This window comes from Fimbriimonadia bacterium, assembly GCA_039961735.1.
Classification (GTDB): domain Bacteria; phylum Armatimonadota; class Fimbriimonadia; order Fimbriimonadales; family JABRVX01; genus JABRVX01.
In genome coordinates this window covers 1-17,120 of the sequence record JABRVX010000002.1, presented here as the reverse complement: position 1 = coordinate 17,120, position 17,120 = coordinate 1, and the positions used below count along the sequence as shown (strand labels likewise).

Sequence of the window (17,120 nt, the reverse complement as noted above, 5' to 3'; positions counted from 1 at the left end):
GGCCAGATAGGCCCAGTCTACCGAGACGCGCTGGGCGAGTCAAGCCGTTCGAGCGCGATAGCGATGGCCCTCGGGTACGTCTCGTGCTCCATCGGAAGGATTCGGTGCGCCAGCGACTCGGGCGTGTCGTCCGGCAGAACCGGCACTCTCGTCTGCAGCAAGATCTCGCCGTGATCGTACTCTTCGTCCACGTAGTGCACCGTGCAACCCGACTCGCCCTCCCCCGCTGCGATTACCGCCTCGTGCACTCTTTCGCCATACATTCCCTTGCCGCCGTACTTCGGCAGCAGCGCAGGGTGGATGTTGAGAATGCGTTGGGGGTAGGAGCGGACGACGGCCTCCGGTAGGAGCCGCATGTACCCCGCGAGGCATATCAGGTCAGGCTGCATGGATGCGAGTGTCTCGAGCAGCCGAGCCCCGTATTGCTCACCGAGTTCTTTGGGAGACAGTATGGTGACGGGCACGTCGTGCTCCTGCAACATCGTGAGCGCGGGGGAGTCGGAGCGTGTTAGGATGGCACCTACCACGTCTGCGCTCACGCGACCGTCCCTCGTCGCGGCGATGATCGCTCGCATATTGCTGCCGCGCGACACGCCGGAAGCCATCAGCACGAGTCGAGCACGTCTACCGTTCATCACCTATTACCTACTTTTATCGTGCTTCTGGCACCGCATGGCCCCGTAAGAGGGCACGAACCCGCACGACTGCGAGTGGTGAGGGATAGGTGGAACGCGGACTGCGGAGAGCGCTTTGCGGAGTAGAACGTGCTGAGGAGCGCGTCATGCCGAGCCTGTCGAAGCATGCTTTCTCGGATAGTACGCTCCCGACTTCGGATACTACCATCGCGGCAGTCGGCGTCATGCTTCGACAGGCTCGGCATGACGGACTTCATGGGTACCGATAGGAACGTGAAGACTGACGGACTACCATTCATGGGCATTCCCGCTCACTCCTCCACCCACAGCGCAGTGGCGGCTGCGACGGTTCGCGTGTGCGTGATGCTGACCAGCACCTCGCCACCTCCGGTCATCTCCCGCGCCGGACCGCTCAGAGCTACCATTGGCTTTCCCATGGCATCCGGCAAGATCTCGACGTCGTGCCAACGGAAGGACCGCCCGAGCGCCTTTGCCACCGCTTCTTTAGCCGCAAACCTGCCCGCCAACGATTGCGCCAACGGGTCGGGGCCTATGGCTGTCAGCTCCCTCTCCGTGCATATCCGGCGCGCGAACCGAGGCAGAGAATCTCGGACCAGTCGGATGCGACCGATCTCGATCACGTCCATGCCAATGCCACGCACGCTCATGGTTTGGTAGGTCGTTTCACCGAGATCACGCTGGACGTCGGTTCGATCCGCACCCACCCGCCGTCTCGCGCTTCGATCAGCTTGGCTCCTTCGAGCTTCCATCCCGAGCCTGGGAGCAGCGTCCAGAAAGGCTTCCCATTCGCCTCCTTCGGCACATTCAGCTTCCGCTCTTCATGCTCGCCGATGGCTTGCGTGATGCCTTTCAGCACATCTTCCGGCCGATTGCCATTCGCGAGCATCAATCCGCGACCCAACAGTTTTGCCCCGTACACCGAGTCGACTGCTAACACGAACCCCAAGAAACGGTCCGACTCGCGGAGCTCCGCCGGAGATGAGATTCCCTTCGATAAGACCTCCGCGCTAAGGCGGTCCACTCGCGGGGCGAGCCAGGTCTTCAGCGTATCCGGTTGCAGGTCGAAGGCCTCGGCGGGCGGGATGCGCCCGGCCTCCATCTCCTCGAGCAGCCATCTCAAGAAGAGGCGCTCGCCCATCAGTCCGTTGATCCACTCTTCCGGCTCCCGAAAGCCACCGATGGCGGGAAGCACGGCGTGCCCGTACTCGTGTGCGAGCTCCCTGCAGATCTGCATCGGGTCCGTGAGGGAAGCGATGTCGTAGATGTGAATGGTGTTTCTCTTGATAGGGCGTCCGTTTTCGTCGGGGCCCACCGTGATCCGCTGTTCGCCACCCGGTCTGCCATCACGCTTGAGGAACACGCTCACGGTGCGGCGGTATTGCAGCGGGTGGTCCATGTCCAGTCGCCCAGAGAGCATGTCCCACAGCCGCAGTAGGTAGAGGCATACCCGATCGGCGTAAGATAGGTCTTCGCGCTGCTCCGCAAACACCTCTACGCGAAGGATAGCCTGCATGCCAGCGGCGGCGTCTGCTCTGCGGGCGTATCCGGTGCTGAGAAAGGCGTACACCGTCTTAGGATCGGTGGGATCGGAAATCGGATGAGGGACCTCCTTCATCGCCGTGCGAACGATCAGCCGCTCGCCCGCTACGCGGGTATCCACGACACGTGCCTGCGTGCTCTCTGGGAAAGCCAACGGACTGGCTGCAGCAGTGCGCTCCGACGTGCAGCCCACCAGCCAGACGCCCGAGAGTGCCGCGAGAATGCCAAGCGCGCGAAAAGCTGTCATGCCCCTCCTAACTCGTTCACATGCCGAAACCGGCGCACGAATCCATCGCCTAGTGTACACTCAGGAAAACAACGTGTGCTCTCAGCGAGGTTCGACTGCAAAAGTACCCTCGTGAACCGCTATTGCAAGGTAACATGCTCGCACACGAGTGGCAGGAGAAGTCCTATGATCGGTTTTGCGATGCTCGTTCTGTCAGCCGTAGCCCATCTCGGAAGCCAGGAGCACGCTTTCTGGCAGGACGAGATGGTGGCCGACGAGCAGATACGACAGTTGGCTGCGACGGTCCCCGAAGACTCGGACGCGCCGTCCGCGGTAGTGCTCGATCGAACGGTAGTGGTGCTGTTCAAGGACGGCAAGTCTTACGAGGTCACGCAGCACGCTGTGAAGATTTCGAAGGAGACGGGGCTGAACGAGGGCTGGGAGAGCGATTACGTATCTTATAACAGCTTCTACTCCAAAGTCCCCTTCTTCGAGGCTCGCACCCTCCTGCCCGACGGCGAAGTGGTAGCGGTAAAGCAGTCGGACATTCGTCGTTCCGTAGTGCAGGAGGGGCGCGGCTCGATCCGTTTCGACTTTCCTCGCGTCACCGTAGGAGCCATCTTGTACTACGCCTATGTGGAGGAGTACGAGCGCGAAGTGATGCCGGGGCATTTTGCAGGCTCATGGAGGTACTGGAGCGGTACCCCGGTAGTCCGCAGCACGTTGGTTATCGAATCCCCCGCCGAGACGGCCCTCCGCATTCGACACGTGAACGGCTCGCCACAGGAAAGCACAGAGATGATCGATGGCGGCAAGCGAGTTCGAAAGACGTGGCAGATGGAACGCTTGGAGAAACTGGACAAGGAACATTGGATGCCGCCGCCCGACGAGATGTGCCCGTTCACAGAGTACACGACCACCGCAGCATGGTCGGACATCTCAAAGTGGTATTGGGGTGTCACCTCCCCGATGATGACCCTCGGCAACGAAGCGGAACAAGCCATGAAGGTAGCAGTCGGAGACGCCACGGAGCCTCTGACGAAGGCGGAGAAGATCTGGGACTGGGTGACGAAAAACCTTCGCTACGTTTCCACTGCTCTGGGTGACGGTACGCACAAGCCGGTTCCGCCAGACGAGACTTTCAAGCGGCAGTTCGGCGACTGCAAAGACCAAAGCGTGTTCCTGGCTGCGGCACTGAAGAAACATGGAATCCAATCGCAGCTTGCCTTACTCGCCGCCAGCCAGAAGCGCAAATTCGACGATTCTCTGCCGAACATCCACCGCTTCGACCATGTCGTCGTCGTGGCCAAGGTGGATGGGCAGGATTATTGGCTCGACCCGGCCGCCGGTCAGTCGCTGTTCGGACTGGTGCCGGAGTCGGTCCGCGGCGTCCCCGTGCTGCTGGTAGACGAGAGCGGTGGCTCGGTGGTGACCGCGCCGAAGCGCAACGACTTCGAGCCGGACAGCACGCGGAGCGTGCTGTCTATCGAGCTGATGGAAGACGGGGCTGCGAACGTGATGGTGCGCATCCAGACTCCTCCAGGCATCCGCAGAGAAATCGACGACCCGAAAGTGGAGGACAGCAAGAAGTACTTCGATCAAGTGTTCAAGACCATGCTGGAAAGCCTCTTCCCCACCGTTAAGGGCGTCGTGGTCGAGATATCGGATCCGGATAAGCTGGGTCAGATGGGGGAAGTCGTCGTAAAGGGCAAAGCGTCGAAGGTCGGCACACGGATCGGCGACATGCTCCTTCTCGACGTGTTGACCGAGGAGGCCGAGGATACGGAGATAGACATGGAAGACTATGTCGGCAAGAATGGCAAACGCGATCATCCTTTCGTGTTCGTTGCCGACGACCCCGAGGAAGACGAGATCGAGGTGCGAGTGCCTCCGGGCTGGGAAGTGGTCGAGTGCCTAAAGCCTCTCGAGTTGACTCGACCCGGAATGCGCTGGACGCGCACCGTTACCAGGGATGGCGAGTGGATCCGAATCAAGTCGCGTACCGAGTACTTTGAAGCGAGGCTCCCGGCATCCGACCTAGACAAGGTGCTGGAAGCGGAAGAAGCTTGGCGGAAAGCCTCCGAAGGCAAGGTTGTACTGCGTGTGCCAGCCGGCAAATAACCGCGGTTCGGGACGTCGGCTCATGGGCTACGCAATACTCGAGCGAGAGGAAACGTTGCAGGCCAAGCGCATTTGCTGGGTGGCCAAATGGCAAAGACCGCGGTACACTGTAGGAGACCGTTTAGCAGGGGGCCCGTGACCGGCGGTTTCTTCGGGTGCAGCGGTCTTGGCCGTGAACCTTTCGGGACCTTCGGCACGTCCTCTGCAACGAGAGAAGGGCAGAGCAAAGCCTGCCCTCCATAAGGACACACATAAGTCCCTAACCTGATGGTGAGTTCTGACCAAGCAAACAAACAAATAACAATCAAGACCTGACATGGTTCTCATTCTGTGGGAGAACTCGATTAGACTCTGACCTACACCTGCCGAGCTGACCCTCGGCTTCCTTTTTTAACGCAGGGCGCCCTCGGGCCCGCCCTACCCCGATCTAGGTCCGATGCAAAGATGGCTGCAGGTACAATCGTCCCAACCCTCGAGGCTCCAACTCTCATGGAAAGGTTGTGGTGTAGATGGCAACACTAGCACCGGTCAAGCGCTGGACGCTCGACGAAATGGACCAGCATGGGACGGGTAAGGTCGCTCGGCTGCGAAGGCTCATGTATCGGCACGGACCCGGCAACGGCACGATGCTGCTCCTGCCGATTGACCAAGGCCTAGAGCACGGACCGCGCGACTTCTTCCCGAACCCAGACTCTGCCGACCCTGAGTACGAATTGAAGCTGGCGAAGGAAGGCAACTTCAGCGCAATCGTCTTTCAGTACGGCCTCGCCGAGAAGTACATGCGTTCGTACGCCGGCCACGTTCCGCTGGTACTCAAGGTGAACGGTAAGACCGAGATCCCGCCCTCCGATGCCGCTCTCTCTTGCATGATTGCCGGCGTGGAGGACGCATGCCGCTTGGGCGCAGACGCTGTCGGCTATACGCTGTATGTCGGCTCGCCGAATCAGTACGAGGACTTCGCGAACTTCCAGCAGGTGCGGCGGGAGGCGGAGCAGCTCGGCATCCCGATCATCGTCTGGGCTTACCCGCGCGGCGAATACGTGGACAAAAAGGGTGGCGCGGAAAGCGTGTACGCGATTGACTATGCCGCACGCGTGGCCTGTGAGCTGGGCAGCGACGTCGTGAAGATCAACTTCCCGAAGAAGGTCTCGCCCGAGAAACAGGCGATGATGCCCAAGCCCTACAACGAGCTTCAGGAGAGCGATGCGGAGATGATCCGCCGCGTGATCGCCTCGGCAGGCAAGCAGTTCGTGATCATATCCGGCGGCTCGAAGGATACGGACGAGGAAGTAGTGCGGAAGGTCGAGCTTTCGATGGAAGCCGGCGCGACGGGCCTCATCTTCGGTCGCAACGTATGGCAGCGACCTTGGCCGGAGGCGATGAATATCGTGGCTCGGTTCCGAGAGATACTTCTGCGCTACAGCCGCTGAGACAGCGCTCTTCTCTTCGCTCTTCGGCCCGGCCAGAAAGCCGGGCCGCAACGCATTTGTACGGTCGCAGCCACACTCCCTCTGGACCGGTTGGTTTCCGACTAGACGCCGCAACCGAAGCGTTCCGCCCTCCCTCCGACTCTTTTTTGGACAGGGGACATAGAACCCCAGGTGTTCGGAGACATCGAGAGCGCCTGGTCCCTGCCCGCGCCGCCCGGCTTATCACAACCTCCTGTCGCCGGGAACGCGAAACCACCTGCTATCCATGCACGGGGAAGCGAGCGGTGAGCGCCTGAACCTCTTCGCGAAGAGCCGCTCGCACAGCCTCGTCCGCACGGTGGCGCAGGCCGCGTGCTAGCAACGACGCGATCTGGCGCATCTCGGCTTCCTTCATCCCTCGTGTGGTAACGGCAGGAGTACCCACGCGGATCCCGCTGGTGACGAACGGCTTCTGCGTGTCGAAGGGGATCATGTTGCGGTTCGTGGTAATGTTGACCTCGTCCAGCGCGATCTGCGCCTCCTTGCCCGTGCAGCCGAACGGTGTTACGTCCGCCAGCGCGAGGTGGCTGTCCGTCCCGCCCGCGATGATGCGAAAACCCTCTTCCTTCATCCCTTCGGCCAACGCTTGTGCATTCAGCCGAACCTGACGCTGATAAGCTTTGAACTCGGGGCGCAGCGCCTCTCCGAAAGCCACCGCTTTGGCAGCGATGCAGTGCATCAGCGGCCCGCCTTGTACGCCGGGGAACACAGTCTTGTTGATGGCCGCGGCGTGCTCCTCTCCACAGAGGATCAACCCACCTCGTGGTCCACGCAGCGTCTTGTGCGTGGTAGAGGTAACAAAATGTGCGTGAGGCACGGGGCTCGGGTACTCACCTGCAGCGATGAGGCCGGCCGGGTGAGCCATATCCACCATCAGCAGCGCACCTGTCTCGTCCGCGATCTGCCGGATCAGTGCGAAGTCAATCACCCTCGGGTAGACGGTTGCGCCCGCCACGATCAGCTTCGGCCTGTGGCGGAGTGCTAGATCGCGCAGCTCGTCGTAGTCAATTACCTCGGTGTCCTTTCGCACGCCATAGGGGATGACGTTGTAGAATATGCCGCTGAAGTTGACCGGGCTACCATGGGTTAGGTGGCCGCCGTGAGCGAGGTTCATGGCCATCATGGTGTCGCCCGGCTGCAGCACCGTGAAGTACACACCCATGTTGGCCTGCGCGCCACTGTGAGGTTGGACGTTGGCATGCTGTGCACCGAACAGCTTTTTCGCACGTTCGATGGCCAGGTTTTCTGCCACGTCCACGTTTTCGCACCCGCCGTAGTAGCGCTTCCCGGGATACCCCTCCGCGTACTTGTCGGTCATGACCGAGCCAAGCGCCTCCAGCACGGCACGGCTTGCGATGTTCTCGCTCGCAATCAGCTCTAAGTTGCGCTCCTGTCGCTTCTTCTCGGCCTCGATGGCAGCATAGACCTCGGGGTCGGTCTCAGCAAGTGACGCGGTGCGAAGTCGCTCAACGTCGGCGTTGGCGTATGCGGATTCCATAATTCCTCCTTCCTCGAGCTTCATTGCTCGAGGGCTTCTATCTTCGCCAATCGGCGAATGTGTCGCTCCTCGTTGGAGAATGGCGTGCTAACGAACATGTCCAGCACAGCGATAGCCGCGTCGGGGTCGGTGGTCCCACCGCCTAGGCACAGCACGTTGGCATTATTGTGGCTCCGCGCGAGGAATGCTTCCTCCTCGTTCGCCGGGTGCGCTGCTCTGATTCCGGGCAGCTTGTTTGCGGCGATGCACATGCCGATCCCGGTCTTACACACCAAGACTCCCAGGTCGGCTTTGCCGCCGGTTACACGGTCGCATACAGCGTGCGCGAAGTCCGGATAGTCCACGGCTTCGAGCCCGCTCGGGCCGAGGTCCTCGGTTTGGAAGCCCCTATCCGCCAGCCATGCTCTGGCTCGCTCCTTCAGTTCGTATCCAGCGTGGTCACTGCCGAGTGCGATTCTCATGTTCGGTCCGCCGGATTATACCGAGGGTCCGATGGGCGACCGGCTGACACCGGGCCGGTCGAGCCCAACGAGTGATGGTACTTTGGTACTGAATCCGCCCTGCGCCCGAGGCATCGGCTCGGAAACCACCCCGCTTCCGGGACCGAAGTGTGAAAACGTCGTGAGTCCCCCGCTAAAAGACCCTGTGTTCGGCAGGAATCCGGTTATAATGGTTTTGCTCTGACGCATCTGAACGTCGGGCCGCGTGTGCATTGTTTGGCCCCACTTTGATTGTCGCTGGATGAGATCAAAAGGAGGGTGGCGACTTATGAGGCGAACTGCCTTCATGTCGCTATTAGTCGCGTCTGTTCTGTCGCTCGGCCTGACCAGCCAGGCGAGAGCGCATAACGCGTACTGGACCGGCTCGTTTACCTCCACGGGAGAGGACGCCGCTGTGTTCCTGGAGCACGTGGACGAAGCCCCGTGGGCGGGCTGGGTCATTGTTACGGTTACGAACGAGAGCGACGTTGCGTGGGGAGATTTTCACTTCAAGATCTTCTCCACGGGACAGGACGTCTCGAACGTGGATTGGGTCGTGGATCCGCCCTATGAGCCGCAGGGCCGCAACTTCGACTACTGGGTGGTGGACAACGCTCCGCCAACCGGTGCGACGTTGGACCTGTACTTCTGGAGTGATCCGGTTCTGGTTGGCGAGACAGTAACGCTCAGCGTCTATAACGTCAACCCGGATCACGTCAACTTCGGTGTCTGCTTCTACCCGACACCGGTTCCGGAGCCTTCGACCCTCGCCGCGTTGGCAAGTGGCATCGTGGGCCTCGCTGCGCTCGCCCGCCGACGGGCACGCTAGCAGGCTCGCTCGATTGTCGTTTCAGGGGCCGCGCCGCTCCCCCGTTCTATCAGTGTGCGTTGGCCGTCCCGAGTTGCGCAGACTTTGGCTACGAATAGAAACGTTGTGAAGCCCCGGCGAAGCTCGCCGGGGCTTCGACATCGAACGGCCACGAGTCGAGGTGTGACAGGTACACTGCCTTCGTGTCGCAAGTTCCCGGCGGGACTACCGTAGCCCGCGCGTCCGGCATCATGATCGCCGCGATCCTTCTCTCCCGCATTCTCGGTCAGGCGCGGGAGACGGTCATCGCCTTCCGGTTCGGACAGGGCGTGGATGCGGACATGTACCGCGCGGCCTTCTCGGTACCCGACCTCCTCTTCTTCCTCATAGCGGGTGGCGCTCTCTCCTCTGCATTCATCCCGGTGTTCTCGGAATACTTCCACACGGATCGTAAGGAAGAGGCATGGCGGCTTTTCGGCATCATGGCCACGTTCATGGGTCTAGTCGTCGGCGGCTTCGTGATCCTCACCGAAGTGTTCGCCTACGAGTTGGTTCGTGTGGTGGCCCCGGGATTCGGCCCGGAGCAAGCTGCTACCACGGCCTACCTCAGCCGAATCGTCCTGCCGGCACAGTTCGCATTCTTCCTCGGAGGGCTGCTGTTCGCAACCTTCTATGCGCGCAATCACTTTCTGACGCCGGCGCTCGCGCCGAACATCTACAACCTGGGCATCATTTGTGGGGCCCTCTTCCTGGTGCCCGTCGTCGAGCCGCCCGTGTCTGCCCTCATGTGGGGCGCGCTCGCAGGAGCGATGGTAGGCAGCCTCATCATCCCCGTGTGGGTATTTCGCAGGACCGGTGGCGTGTACAAGCCAGGCCTCGACCTGAAGGACCCCCGCGTGGTAAAGGTGTTCAAGCTGATGCTGCCCGTGGTGTTAGGCCTGTCGCTGCCGGGAGTGTATGCATTGCTCGTCCGCGCGATGGCCTCCACTGCCGACCCCGGCTCCGTCGCAGCCGTGGAGAACGCGAATCGGATCATGCAAGCTCCGCTCGGCATCTTCGGTCAGGCGCTCGCACTCGCAGTGTTCCCGAGTCTCTCGCTTTTTGCCGCACGCAAGGAGTGGGACAATTTCTCGGCGACCCTGCATCGGAGTCTGCGGGTAGTGCTCTTCCTGACTATCCCGGCCTCGGCCCTTCTCCTAGCCGTGCCGGAAGACATTCTGCGCACGCTGCTGCAATATGGGAAGTTCCGACCGGAAGACACCGAGTACGCGGCATCGGCGCTGCGCCTATTCGCTATCGGCGTGCCCGCATGGTCGGCGCAAGCGGTGTTGATGCGCGGGTTCTTCTCGCTTCAGGACACACTAACACCTGTCATTCTCGGCACGGTGACGACTGCAATCTTCTTGCCGCTCAGCTGGGCGCTTATGCACACCGAGATCGGCTACGCTGGGTTGGCGCTGGGGGTATCGCTGTCCGCAACGCTCCTGTTCGTGCTGATGCTGGTCGGCATTCGCAGGAAGATCGGGACTCTGGAGGGACGGCGCTTGACCGGCCTGCTAAGTGGATCGCTGGCAGCCGCAGCCCTCGCGTCCGGCATCGGGGTACTCCTGGCAGGATTGGTGCGAACCGCACTGCTGCAGAGTGTGGGACAACCGAACGTGGCGTCCGCCCTCGCGGCCCTAACGTGCCTCTGTTGCATCGCAGTGATGTACCTATGGATTGGCAAACTGCTCGGTTTGGAGGAGACGAAGTACGCGCTCAGCATGGTAGCACGCCGCTTCGGCACCCGAAAGCAGCCCGACGAGGGCCCACCTACGAGCTAAACGCACGAACACTCTCATCAGCGAGTGTAGAACGAGGCATAGACCAGACTGTCGCCGCGGCGGTCGGTAACAGCCCATTCCGTCATGCCGAGCTTGTCGAAGCATGCTCTGGATTTTCGCTGCGGTTCACGTCGTAGGCGATGGGCATGTGGCACCTAGTGTCATGCTTCGACAAGCTCGGCATGACGATTGCAGGTTCGCCGTGACGTACTTATGCCAACCTCAGTGCGGACCGATGTCTAACAGTGCACGGAGCTGCAGCCATTCGATGAGCAGGAAGTACATGCGGTCAATCATCAGGATGAAGCGGTTCATGATGGTCGATCCGAAGATCGCACCGAACGCGATCATCAGCAGCCACCTACCCATCTGGGCGGTGCCACGTACCGCCTTGAACTTCTGCTCGAACGAGAAGAAGAAGTAGGTCAACACGCACACCGTGGTAGCAACTAGTATCAGGTTGTTGATGGCAGTAGAAATGAAAACCTGGTCGGGCTGCACCACCTCAGGCTGGACCAACTGCCATTGCGTTGGCACTATCGGCACCATAGAATCCTGCACCTGCGGCAACCACCGATTGGACCATGCCTTGAACTGCTGGCCGGCCCACAAGCCGAGAAAGATACCGATAGGGATGCGACTGAGCCACCCGTGCTTACGGGAGAAGACCGTGAAGCCTAGCAAGGCCACGGGAACCGGTAGCACCCACAGATAGTAGCCCCTGTCGTAGAAAGGGATCCACCATAGCTGCCGCAGCTCCTCGGTCCAAACGAGCGCGATGACGGTACCGGCACCCAGCCCGAGAAAGATGTGCTCCACCAGCCTGTAGAACTTGTTCTCACGATACAGAATGGAGTACAGACCGATCGTGGAGATGGCGCCCGCAGTCACGAACCACCACTCCTTGCTGAACATCGGTTGCAACTCGATAGCAAGGAAGTTCCCCAGCATTCTCTACGCTCCCCTCGTCTCAGCACTCTTACGTGCCATGACCATTGCGACGTTGCCCACGATGATGGCGAGTGTCAGCAGAATCATGGCCGCTGTGAGCGGTGTCATATACTCCCGTCCCAGCCCGTAGGCCATCTTGGACGCGTCCTCAGTCGGACTCAGCTTCCGGTCCTCGGCCATCATCGTTTCGAAGTCATAGGCTCCACGCGCACCGAAGGCGACGCCTGCGAGTTGACCGGACTTCTGGTATGGAAGAGCTTCTGGAAACATGACGCCGGTGCACATCAGTCCCATCGGAACGATGCCGTGCACCCGCTCCACCCATAGCAGGTAGCTAGCCGATGCCGAGACGTCCACTACCACAATGAACTCCTTCAACGACTGGACGTCCTTGAGCATCTCGGACTTGGTAGCGGGCTGTCCGCGCACCTCGGCCTTGTCCAGCGCGCCCCGGATATTGCTGGTAAGCGACTGAATGTACGCATCGCCGGCCGGCATAAACCCTAGACTGACCCAGTTCTTTCCCTCGATGTACGGGGGATGGTGTGGTTCTCGGGCCACCTCTACTAGAGAACTCAGCGCGAAGCCCGCGGCCGCCGGCTCGGTGAGCGAAATCACCGCAATCCGGTGGTTCTTCCTCATGCACAACCGTACCAGGGCCTGGTAGAGCGGAAGCGTCTCGCCTCGCGAGGACATGGTCCAGCCCGAGGAGATAAAGACCAGGCTACCGTCCGGCGCGTCGTTGATCAGATCGAACAGCTTCCGAGACTGGGGAAGTGGCTGATTGGGCAGGGATACCGGATATACGATGAAAACGGACACGACGATAATCAGGATCAAATAGAGGATCCTGCGGTCAATAGTCTGCAGCTTCTCCCACGTCGTGAGAGGATGGGTTTGGTTTTCGGTCTGCATTTCCATGCTACACGTCCTAGTCGAACAGTGCACCGCGCTCCAGGTTCAGCCAGATGCGCAATGACATGGCCAATAGGCCGACACCGATTCCGAACTCGACGGCACGCAGTGCCGGCGTGTTGATGACAGTAAGCAGCCACTGGGCCACGTTCTCCAGCCTCAGCGATCCCACGAGCGTATCGGCGGGGATGAAGCTAGTCAGGAACTGGCCGAGCGGCAGGAGGCCGAGAAACACGATTAGCGCGCACAGCATCAATATGGAAGCCTCTATCGAGCGTAGTCGGAACGCCCGATACGCGGCGGACATGATGAAGAACGCAATCATCGAGAACATAGCAGCTTCCATCTGAGCGAACATGTTCTCGAAGAGAAGCTTGTGTGCGTCCTGGAAGAACTGAGGCGCAGAGTACGGGTTGTCAGGGCTGCGATACTGGAGCACTATGAACGCCATGACCGGTATGCACAACAGCAGAACGAAACTGAACACCCAGTTCTCGCCGCGTTTCCGTATCCTGCTGCCGTGCACTCGCAGCAGCGAATACACACCTAATCCGAGCAACAGACCCGCCATCACGTTCGTCATGGGAGTGATGGTGTCGGATATACGCGGTGTTAGGAAGTTCTGACCTTCGGGATACCCGAATGTACCTGTCGGGAAGAAGAACTCGGTCGCCCAGAACAGACCGGCCAGAAACACACAAGTTGCGATGATCCAACGTCGGAACCGGGTGCCGACACGCGCCAGCAGCAGAATGATGATCAGGGAGACAATGAGGATGCCGATAACGGCCAACCACCACATTGCCCCATGGAGGATGAAACCGTTCACGAAGGTGACGTGCACGCGAAAGGCCTGGGCTGCCTGCCACGACTCTGCGATGGAAGCGATCGCCTCTGCCGGTGTCAGACCCGCTACACGTACAGGCCCCACTTGCGGAACCTCCAGCACCCCGTCCATCTTGACCAGGCGCGTATATTGCTGACCGCCGACGAAAACCCGCACCTCACCGTTGGAGACGATGCGTCCTTCGTCGTCGAGCTGGAGGCCTTCTAGGCGGAACTCTGGCTGCTCGGCGTACTTGCGTTGCTTGCCCAGCTCTGCGAGCATCTCGGCCGCTTCGGACGGCTTCTTATCGGCAAGCTGTTGCCTACCGAACGGTGGGACATCAACGGTGCCATCCTGCCCGACTGTGTATTGGGCGACCTTGCCCTCGATGTTGATGTAAAGCCTGTCGCCTGCACGAATCGTCGACTCTTCCTCGGGGCCCTGGGCCAGAGCAGCGGTGAAGAAGCCTATGGACAACAAGCCGAGGACGACAGAAAGATAACGGGAGAAGAGCAATCTGCGCCCCATCTACGACCCCCCTTTGGGCGACGCGCCGAACAGCGCGTCCCAGCCACCCGGGCCGAACAGCCCTTTGAACTTCATCAGTTCTTCGTTTCCAGTGAACGTGGCGATGGAGACACATATGACGCCGACCAGGATGCTCAGCAGGATGAGCGCCTTACAAAGATCCTGCCCCACGATGCTTCCCATCAGCACCGGCTCTCGCGAAAGAAACGCGCTGCCTGCGTAGAACTCGTCTCCGATGATCACGTAGTCGCAGGCGGCGACGAAGAACGGCGTCTGTGTGGTCTGGGTAGAACCTGCGACTTGTATCGCGCCTACGATGTTGCCCGACTCGGCCAGAATCAAAGACTCCGCAAAAAACTCACCCAACAGGAACGCTGCCGCCACCCGTTCGCGCTGGATGAGACCCGCGACACCGGCGGCGAATGCGAACTGCTGAGCGGCGATGAACCGAACCGAATCGGGATCGTAGGCTTCCGCTCGGTCCTCAGCCCGGTAGGCGTCCTGGACAATCTCCTGAGCGACCGCATACACCGCTGCGTCAATGCAGGTTAGTCGGATCGGGTTGCCATAACGCGCGGCCGTCTTCGTGATGTACGCGAAGATCTGGAGTGCCTGGACGGAGATGATGTTTAGCCCGCCGATGCCCGGCACCATAAGAATGGGACGGCCCATCTCCAGGGCGCGTCCCACGGCCTCGTCAATGGCCGTCAAGCCTGCGATGCGGCGGATGTAGAGCTGTTTGCCACGCTTCGCCAGGGTGATCATGGACAGAATGAAGATGGCGAACAACCCGTACAGGATGACGATGAACCAGTTCTGATCAGCGTGTTGCATTCGCTGTGTCCTTTTCTGGCCCCCTCTTCGCAGCAGCGCCTTCTTCGAGCCTTCGGATCAGACGCTCGATGTTGTCCCGGTCTTCGAAGAACTGCGTATAGTTGTCGAAGGCGGTCATGCCGCTGAAGGGGACGACGAACGGAGAAACGACGATTGCGGCGTTCGCGGCGACTCGGGCGATGGGCTTGTGCATCTCGAGCCAAAGGATTGCCGGGACAGTGAGCCCCCAGCGCTCCACCTTAGAGGCGAGCAGTTCGGTTATCCTATCCTTGTCTTCTTCGGAGAGCGGCTCATCCCAAAGTCGCATCGTTCCGGTACCAATACCCCACAGCCCGTTCGACTTCCTGCTTCCGGTCGCCGAATCGAAGATAAACGCCGCGGAAAGCTTCGAGTCGGCTCGGCTTCTCGAGAGGCAACAGCTTTACTCCATGCGCGTCGGCTCTGGCTCGCTTCACATCCTTCCACGCAATGTGGGTCACGTTAATGCCCCACCGCGCGCTTGCGCCGTCCTCCGCAATCCGGTATCGAACTGGCAGAAGAAACTCCGACGTTGCGCCGAGCACGACCGCTGGACCGACGACCGCCAGTGCAACCGAACCGGCCACGAAGAAGCCCACCAGACCCGCGAATGCCGCTGCGACCAGCACGGCGGCAACCTTCTCCGGCTGCTGCGACGAAAGCGACACCGTCCATTCCAGCACCGGCGGCTCCTCTGGCATTCTGCTCTCCGACTGACCTACAATCTGGCTAGACGTTTGCATGACACGACGCGTCAGGTTCTCCTGGGAGGATTCGTTCCGATGCTGATTCCACTTTTAGCTGCCGCACTCCTTGTCTCGGCCAACCGCAACACTTCGGTGACCGTCGAGATGAAGCCGGTGCTCGAGGGAGTGCAGAAGGAACGCAGACAAGGTAAGCCCCAGGGAATCCTGCTCGGCGAACCTCCAAGCTTCCTGCGCAAACCTATCTCAGGAGTCGTAAAGTACGGGACGCTGCGCCTCGATGGCGATGACTTCGTCGTGGCCGTCTCGATGGACCAGCCCGAGGACTGGACGATCTACCTGGATTCGGACCGGAACGGGGAGTTCGGAGACGGGGAGAGGCTGGTCACCAACCGAGCACAGACCAAGGCTGTAGGGACGGATGGAAAGCCGTTCGACATGTTCACGGTGGTCGCGCAGACGACTCTATACCGCACCCAGGATGACCAAAGGCTGGCCTATCCTCTTACGCTCGCCATCGCCCAGCCCGCGCCGACATCCCCAGCCCCAAAGGACACCATCATCGTCGTGCGCGATTACATGCGTGCCGGCAAGGCCAAGATCGGCCAGCGCGAATACGACCTCGTGTTGGACGACCCTGCGGTGAACGGCCACTTCACTCTGGGTGGCAACGCTGCTGCCGACCTGGAGCTGCTGATCGACCTGGACGGGGACGGACACTTCAACCCCTTCTTCGAGAAGCTTCCGCTGGACGGCGCCTTCCATCTGGATGGCTCGGCATATCGGGTGACTAGCATCAACCGGTCGGGCACACGCCTAGTGCTCGGGGGCGGCGATGCGGCTGCTGCAACCGAAAACAGCCCCAACTTCTGGGGGACGGCCAAGGGAGACACGATCGCTCCGTTCGAAGCCCCGCTGCTCGACGGCAAAACGCTTAGGTTTCCGGACGACGTGAAGGGTAAGAAGGTGCTCTTCATGACCTGGTCCAGCCTGCGCCAAGACTGTCCGCCCATCATGCGGCAGCTATCGGCTATGCAGGACCGCCTCGCCGACACAGGCCTGCGGGTTATCGGCATCAACCTGGACGGCAAGGAGCAGAGGGATGCTGTGAAACGAGTGTTGCCCGTGACACTTCCGAACGCGCCGCACATCTTCGAGGGCACGGGCCTTTCGGGGCCTGTCGCCCGACGCCTGGGGGTGACACGGGCACCCGCAATGCTGCTAGTGGACGGGGACACCGGCCGAGTGATCGTCCCCTTCCACGAGGCAGAGTGGGCGAAAGCCAACGACTGGCTGGCAAAAGCCCTTGGCCTGCAAACGAAGGGCACTGGATTCCCGCCTTCGCAGAAATGACAGGGACTACTCATCCTCGGCGCGTTCTCATCATCCCAACATCGGTATGCTATTGTCATTCCCACCTTCGCGGAAATAACAGGGACTACTCATCCTCGGCGCGTTCTCATCATCCCAACATCGGTATGCTATTGTCATTCCCGCGAAGGCGGGAATCCAGGAATGCTTCCATTCCGCTGGCCGGAGCCGCCGGGTATGGCGAGGGAGAAACGGCAACCGCCACCCTCCCGCTGTCACTCCGAGGCGAAGCCGAGGAGCCCCTTTCCGAACCTCCCACCTGCCGCATCCTAAGGTCCTCCGCCATCGCCCCTCCGCCTTGATACACACGCACCGGTTGGGGGAGAAAGGGATTCCTCGCTGCGCTCGGAATGA

Annotated in this window: 16 protein-coding genes; 5 read left to right on the top strand and 11 right to left on the bottom strand. The window is 60.6% G+C overall.

Features of this window, described 5'->3' with window-relative positions; genetic code table 11:
• Positions 1–17 precede the first annotated feature (17 nt).
• The 3 genes from purN to HRF45_00280 form a co-directional block, all read right to left on the bottom strand.
• A complete protein-coding gene (gene purN, locus HRF45_00290; GenBank protein MEP0764968.1) occupies positions 18–635 on the bottom strand; it encodes a phosphoribosylglycinamide formyltransferase in 618 nt (205 codons plus the stop codon).
• Between the two features lie 311 nt (positions 636–946).
• Positions 947–1,303: a holo-ACP synthase gene (gene acpS, locus HRF45_00285; protein ID MEP0764967.1), complete on the bottom strand. Its 357-nt coding sequence runs from the start codon at positions 1,301–1,303 to the stop codon at positions 947–949.
• Entirely contained in the window at positions 1,300–2,442 is a 1,143-nt protein-coding gene (locus HRF45_00280) for a hypothetical protein (protein ID MEP0764966.1), read from the bottom strand. The genes acpS and HRF45_00280 overlap by 4 nt, the downstream gene beginning before the upstream one ends.
• Before the next feature lie 165 nt (positions 2,443–2,607).
• Here HRF45_00280 and HRF45_00275 point away from each other — a divergent pair, with 165 nt between their 5' ends.
• Both HRF45_00275 and HRF45_00270 read left to right on the top strand, forming a co-directional pair.
• Entirely contained in the window at positions 2,608–4,542 is a 1,935-nt protein-coding gene (locus HRF45_00275) for a DUF3857 domain-containing protein (protein MEP0764965.1), read from the top strand.
• A 509-nt stretch (positions 4,543–5,051) separates the two neighbouring features.
• Entirely contained in the window at positions 5,052–5,972 is a 921-nt protein-coding gene (locus HRF45_00270) for a fructose-bisphosphate aldolase (GenBank protein MEP0764964.1), read from the top strand.
• Between the two features lie 259 nt (positions 5,973–6,231).
• Here HRF45_00270 and HRF45_00265 read toward each other — a convergent pair whose 3' ends face one another.
• Positions 6,232–7,509 (bottom strand): serine hydroxymethyltransferase, encoded by a 1,278-nt coding sequence (locus HRF45_00265; GenBank protein ID MEP0764963.1) that lies wholly within the window; start codon positions 7,507–7,509, stop codon positions 6,232–6,234.
• Positions 7,510–7,529: 20 nt separating this feature from the next.
• A complete protein-coding gene (gene rpiB, locus HRF45_00260; GenBank protein ID MEP0764962.1) occupies positions 7,530–7,970 on the bottom strand; it encodes a ribose 5-phosphate isomerase B in 441 nt (146 codons plus the stop codon).
• A gap of 307 nt (positions 7,971–8,277) precedes the next feature.
• On the opposite strand from rpiB, the gene HRF45_00255 reads away from it, so the two are divergent.
• Together HRF45_00255 and murJ are read left to right on the top strand one after the other, a co-directional pair.
• A complete protein-coding gene (locus HRF45_00255; GenBank protein MEP0764961.1) occupies positions 8,278–8,817 on the top strand; it encodes a PEP-CTERM sorting domain-containing protein in 540 nt (179 codons plus the stop codon).
• A gap of 182 nt (positions 8,818–8,999) precedes the next feature.
• Positions 9,000–10,619 (top strand): murein biosynthesis integral membrane protein MurJ, encoded by a 1,620-nt coding sequence (gene murJ / locus HRF45_00250; protein ID MEP0764960.1) that lies wholly within the window; start codon positions 9,000–9,002, stop codon positions 10,617–10,619.
• A gap of 222 nt (positions 10,620–10,841) precedes the next feature.
• Here murJ and HRF45_00245 read toward each other — a convergent pair whose 3' ends face one another.
• The 6 genes from HRF45_00245 to HRF45_00220 are packed head-to-tail and all read right to left on the bottom strand — an operon-like array spanning position 10,842 to position 15,392.
• Positions 10,842–11,570, bottom strand: coding sequence for a hypothetical protein (locus HRF45_00245; protein MEP0764959.1), 729 nt, complete (start codon positions 11,568–11,570; stop codon positions 10,842–10,844).
• A gap of 3 nt (positions 11,571–11,573) precedes the next feature.
• On the bottom strand, positions 11,574–12,491 hold the full coding sequence (locus tag HRF45_00240) for a hypothetical protein (GenBank protein ID MEP0764958.1): 918 nt from the start codon (positions 12,489–12,491) through the stop codon (positions 11,574–11,576).
• A 10-nt stretch (positions 12,492–12,501) separates the two neighbouring features.
• A complete protein-coding gene (locus HRF45_00235) occupies positions 12,502–13,839 on the bottom strand; it encodes a polysaccharide biosynthesis/export family protein (protein ID MEP0764957.1) in 1,338 nt (445 codons plus the stop codon).
• A complete protein-coding gene (locus tag HRF45_00230) occupies positions 13,840–14,673 on the bottom strand; it encodes a hypothetical protein (protein ID MEP0764956.1) in 834 nt (277 codons plus the stop codon). It abuts the gene before it with no gap.
• Positions 14,660–14,980 (bottom strand): hypothetical protein, encoded by a 321-nt coding sequence (locus HRF45_00225; GenBank protein MEP0764955.1) that lies wholly within the window; start codon positions 14,978–14,980, stop codon positions 14,660–14,662. The genes HRF45_00230 and HRF45_00225 overlap by 14 nt, the downstream gene beginning before the upstream one ends.
• A complete protein-coding gene (locus HRF45_00220; protein MEP0764954.1) occupies positions 14,964–15,392 on the bottom strand; it encodes a hypothetical protein in 429 nt (142 codons plus the stop codon). Before HRF45_00220 ends, HRF45_00225 begins: the two co-directional genes overlap by 17 nt.
• Before the next feature lie 81 nt (positions 15,393–15,473).
• On the opposite strand from HRF45_00220, the gene HRF45_00215 reads away from it, so the two are divergent.
• Positions 15,474–16,748 carry a TlpA family protein disulfide reductase gene (locus HRF45_00215; protein ID MEP0764953.1) on the top strand — a complete coding sequence of 425 codons (1,275 nt, stop codon included), beginning with the start codon at positions 15,474–15,476 and terminating at the stop codon, positions 16,746–16,748.
• Positions 16,749–17,120: the final 372 nt, after the last annotated feature.

Excerpts from the sequence above, each read along its gene's own strand:
- purN (MEP0764968.1), bottom strand. The coding sequence starts at position 635 with ATGAACGGTAGACGTGCTCGACTCGTGCTGATGGCTTCCGGCGTGTCG.
- acpS (MEP0764967.1), bottom strand. The coding sequence starts at position 1,303 with ATGAGCGTGCGTGGCATTGGCATGGACGTGATCGAGATCGGTCGCATC.
- HRF45_00280 (MEP0764966.1), bottom strand. The coding sequence starts at position 2,442 with ATGACAGCTTTTCGCGCGCTTGGCATTCTCGCGGCACTCTCGGGCGTC.
- HRF45_00275 (MEP0764965.1), top strand. The coding sequence starts at position 2,608 with ATGATCGGTTTTGCGATGCTCGTTCTGTCAGCCGTAGCCCATCTCGGA.
- HRF45_00270 (MEP0764964.1), top strand. The coding sequence starts at position 5,052 with ATGGCAACACTAGCACCGGTCAAGCGCTGGACGCTCGACGAAATGGAC.
- HRF45_00265 (MEP0764963.1), bottom strand. The coding sequence starts at position 7,509 with ATGGAATCCGCATACGCCAACGCCGACGTTGAGCGACTTCGCACCGCG.
- rpiB (MEP0764962.1), bottom strand. The coding sequence starts at position 7,970 with ATGAGAATCGCACTCGGCAGTGACCACGCTGGATACGAACTGAAGGAG.
- HRF45_00255 (MEP0764961.1), top strand. The coding sequence starts at position 8,278 with ATGAGGCGAACTGCCTTCATGTCGCTATTAGTCGCGTCTGTTCTGTCG.
- HRF45_00245 (MEP0764959.1), bottom strand. The coding sequence starts at position 11,570 with ATGCTGGGGAACTTCCTTGCTATCGAGTTGCAACCGATGTTCAGCAAG.
- HRF45_00240 (MEP0764958.1), bottom strand. The coding sequence starts at position 12,491 with ATGGAAATGCAGACCGAAAACCAAACCCATCCTCTCACGACGTGGGAG.
- HRF45_00235 (MEP0764957.1), bottom strand. The coding sequence starts at position 13,839 with ATGGGGCGCAGATTGCTCTTCTCCCGTTATCTTTCTGTCGTCCTCGGC.
- HRF45_00230 (MEP0764956.1), bottom strand. The coding sequence starts at position 14,673 with ATGCAACACGCTGATCAGAACTGGTTCATCGTCATCCTGTACGGGTTG.
- HRF45_00225 (MEP0764955.1), bottom strand. The coding sequence starts at position 14,980 with ATGCGACTTTGGGATGAGCCGCTCTCCGAAGAAGACAAGGATAGGATA.
- HRF45_00220 (MEP0764954.1), bottom strand. The coding sequence starts at position 15,392 with ATGCCAGAGGAGCCGCCGGTGCTGGAATGGACGGTGTCGCTTTCGTCG.
- HRF45_00215 (MEP0764953.1), top strand. The coding sequence starts at position 15,474 with ATGCTGATTCCACTTTTAGCTGCCGCACTCCTTGTCTCGGCCAACCGC.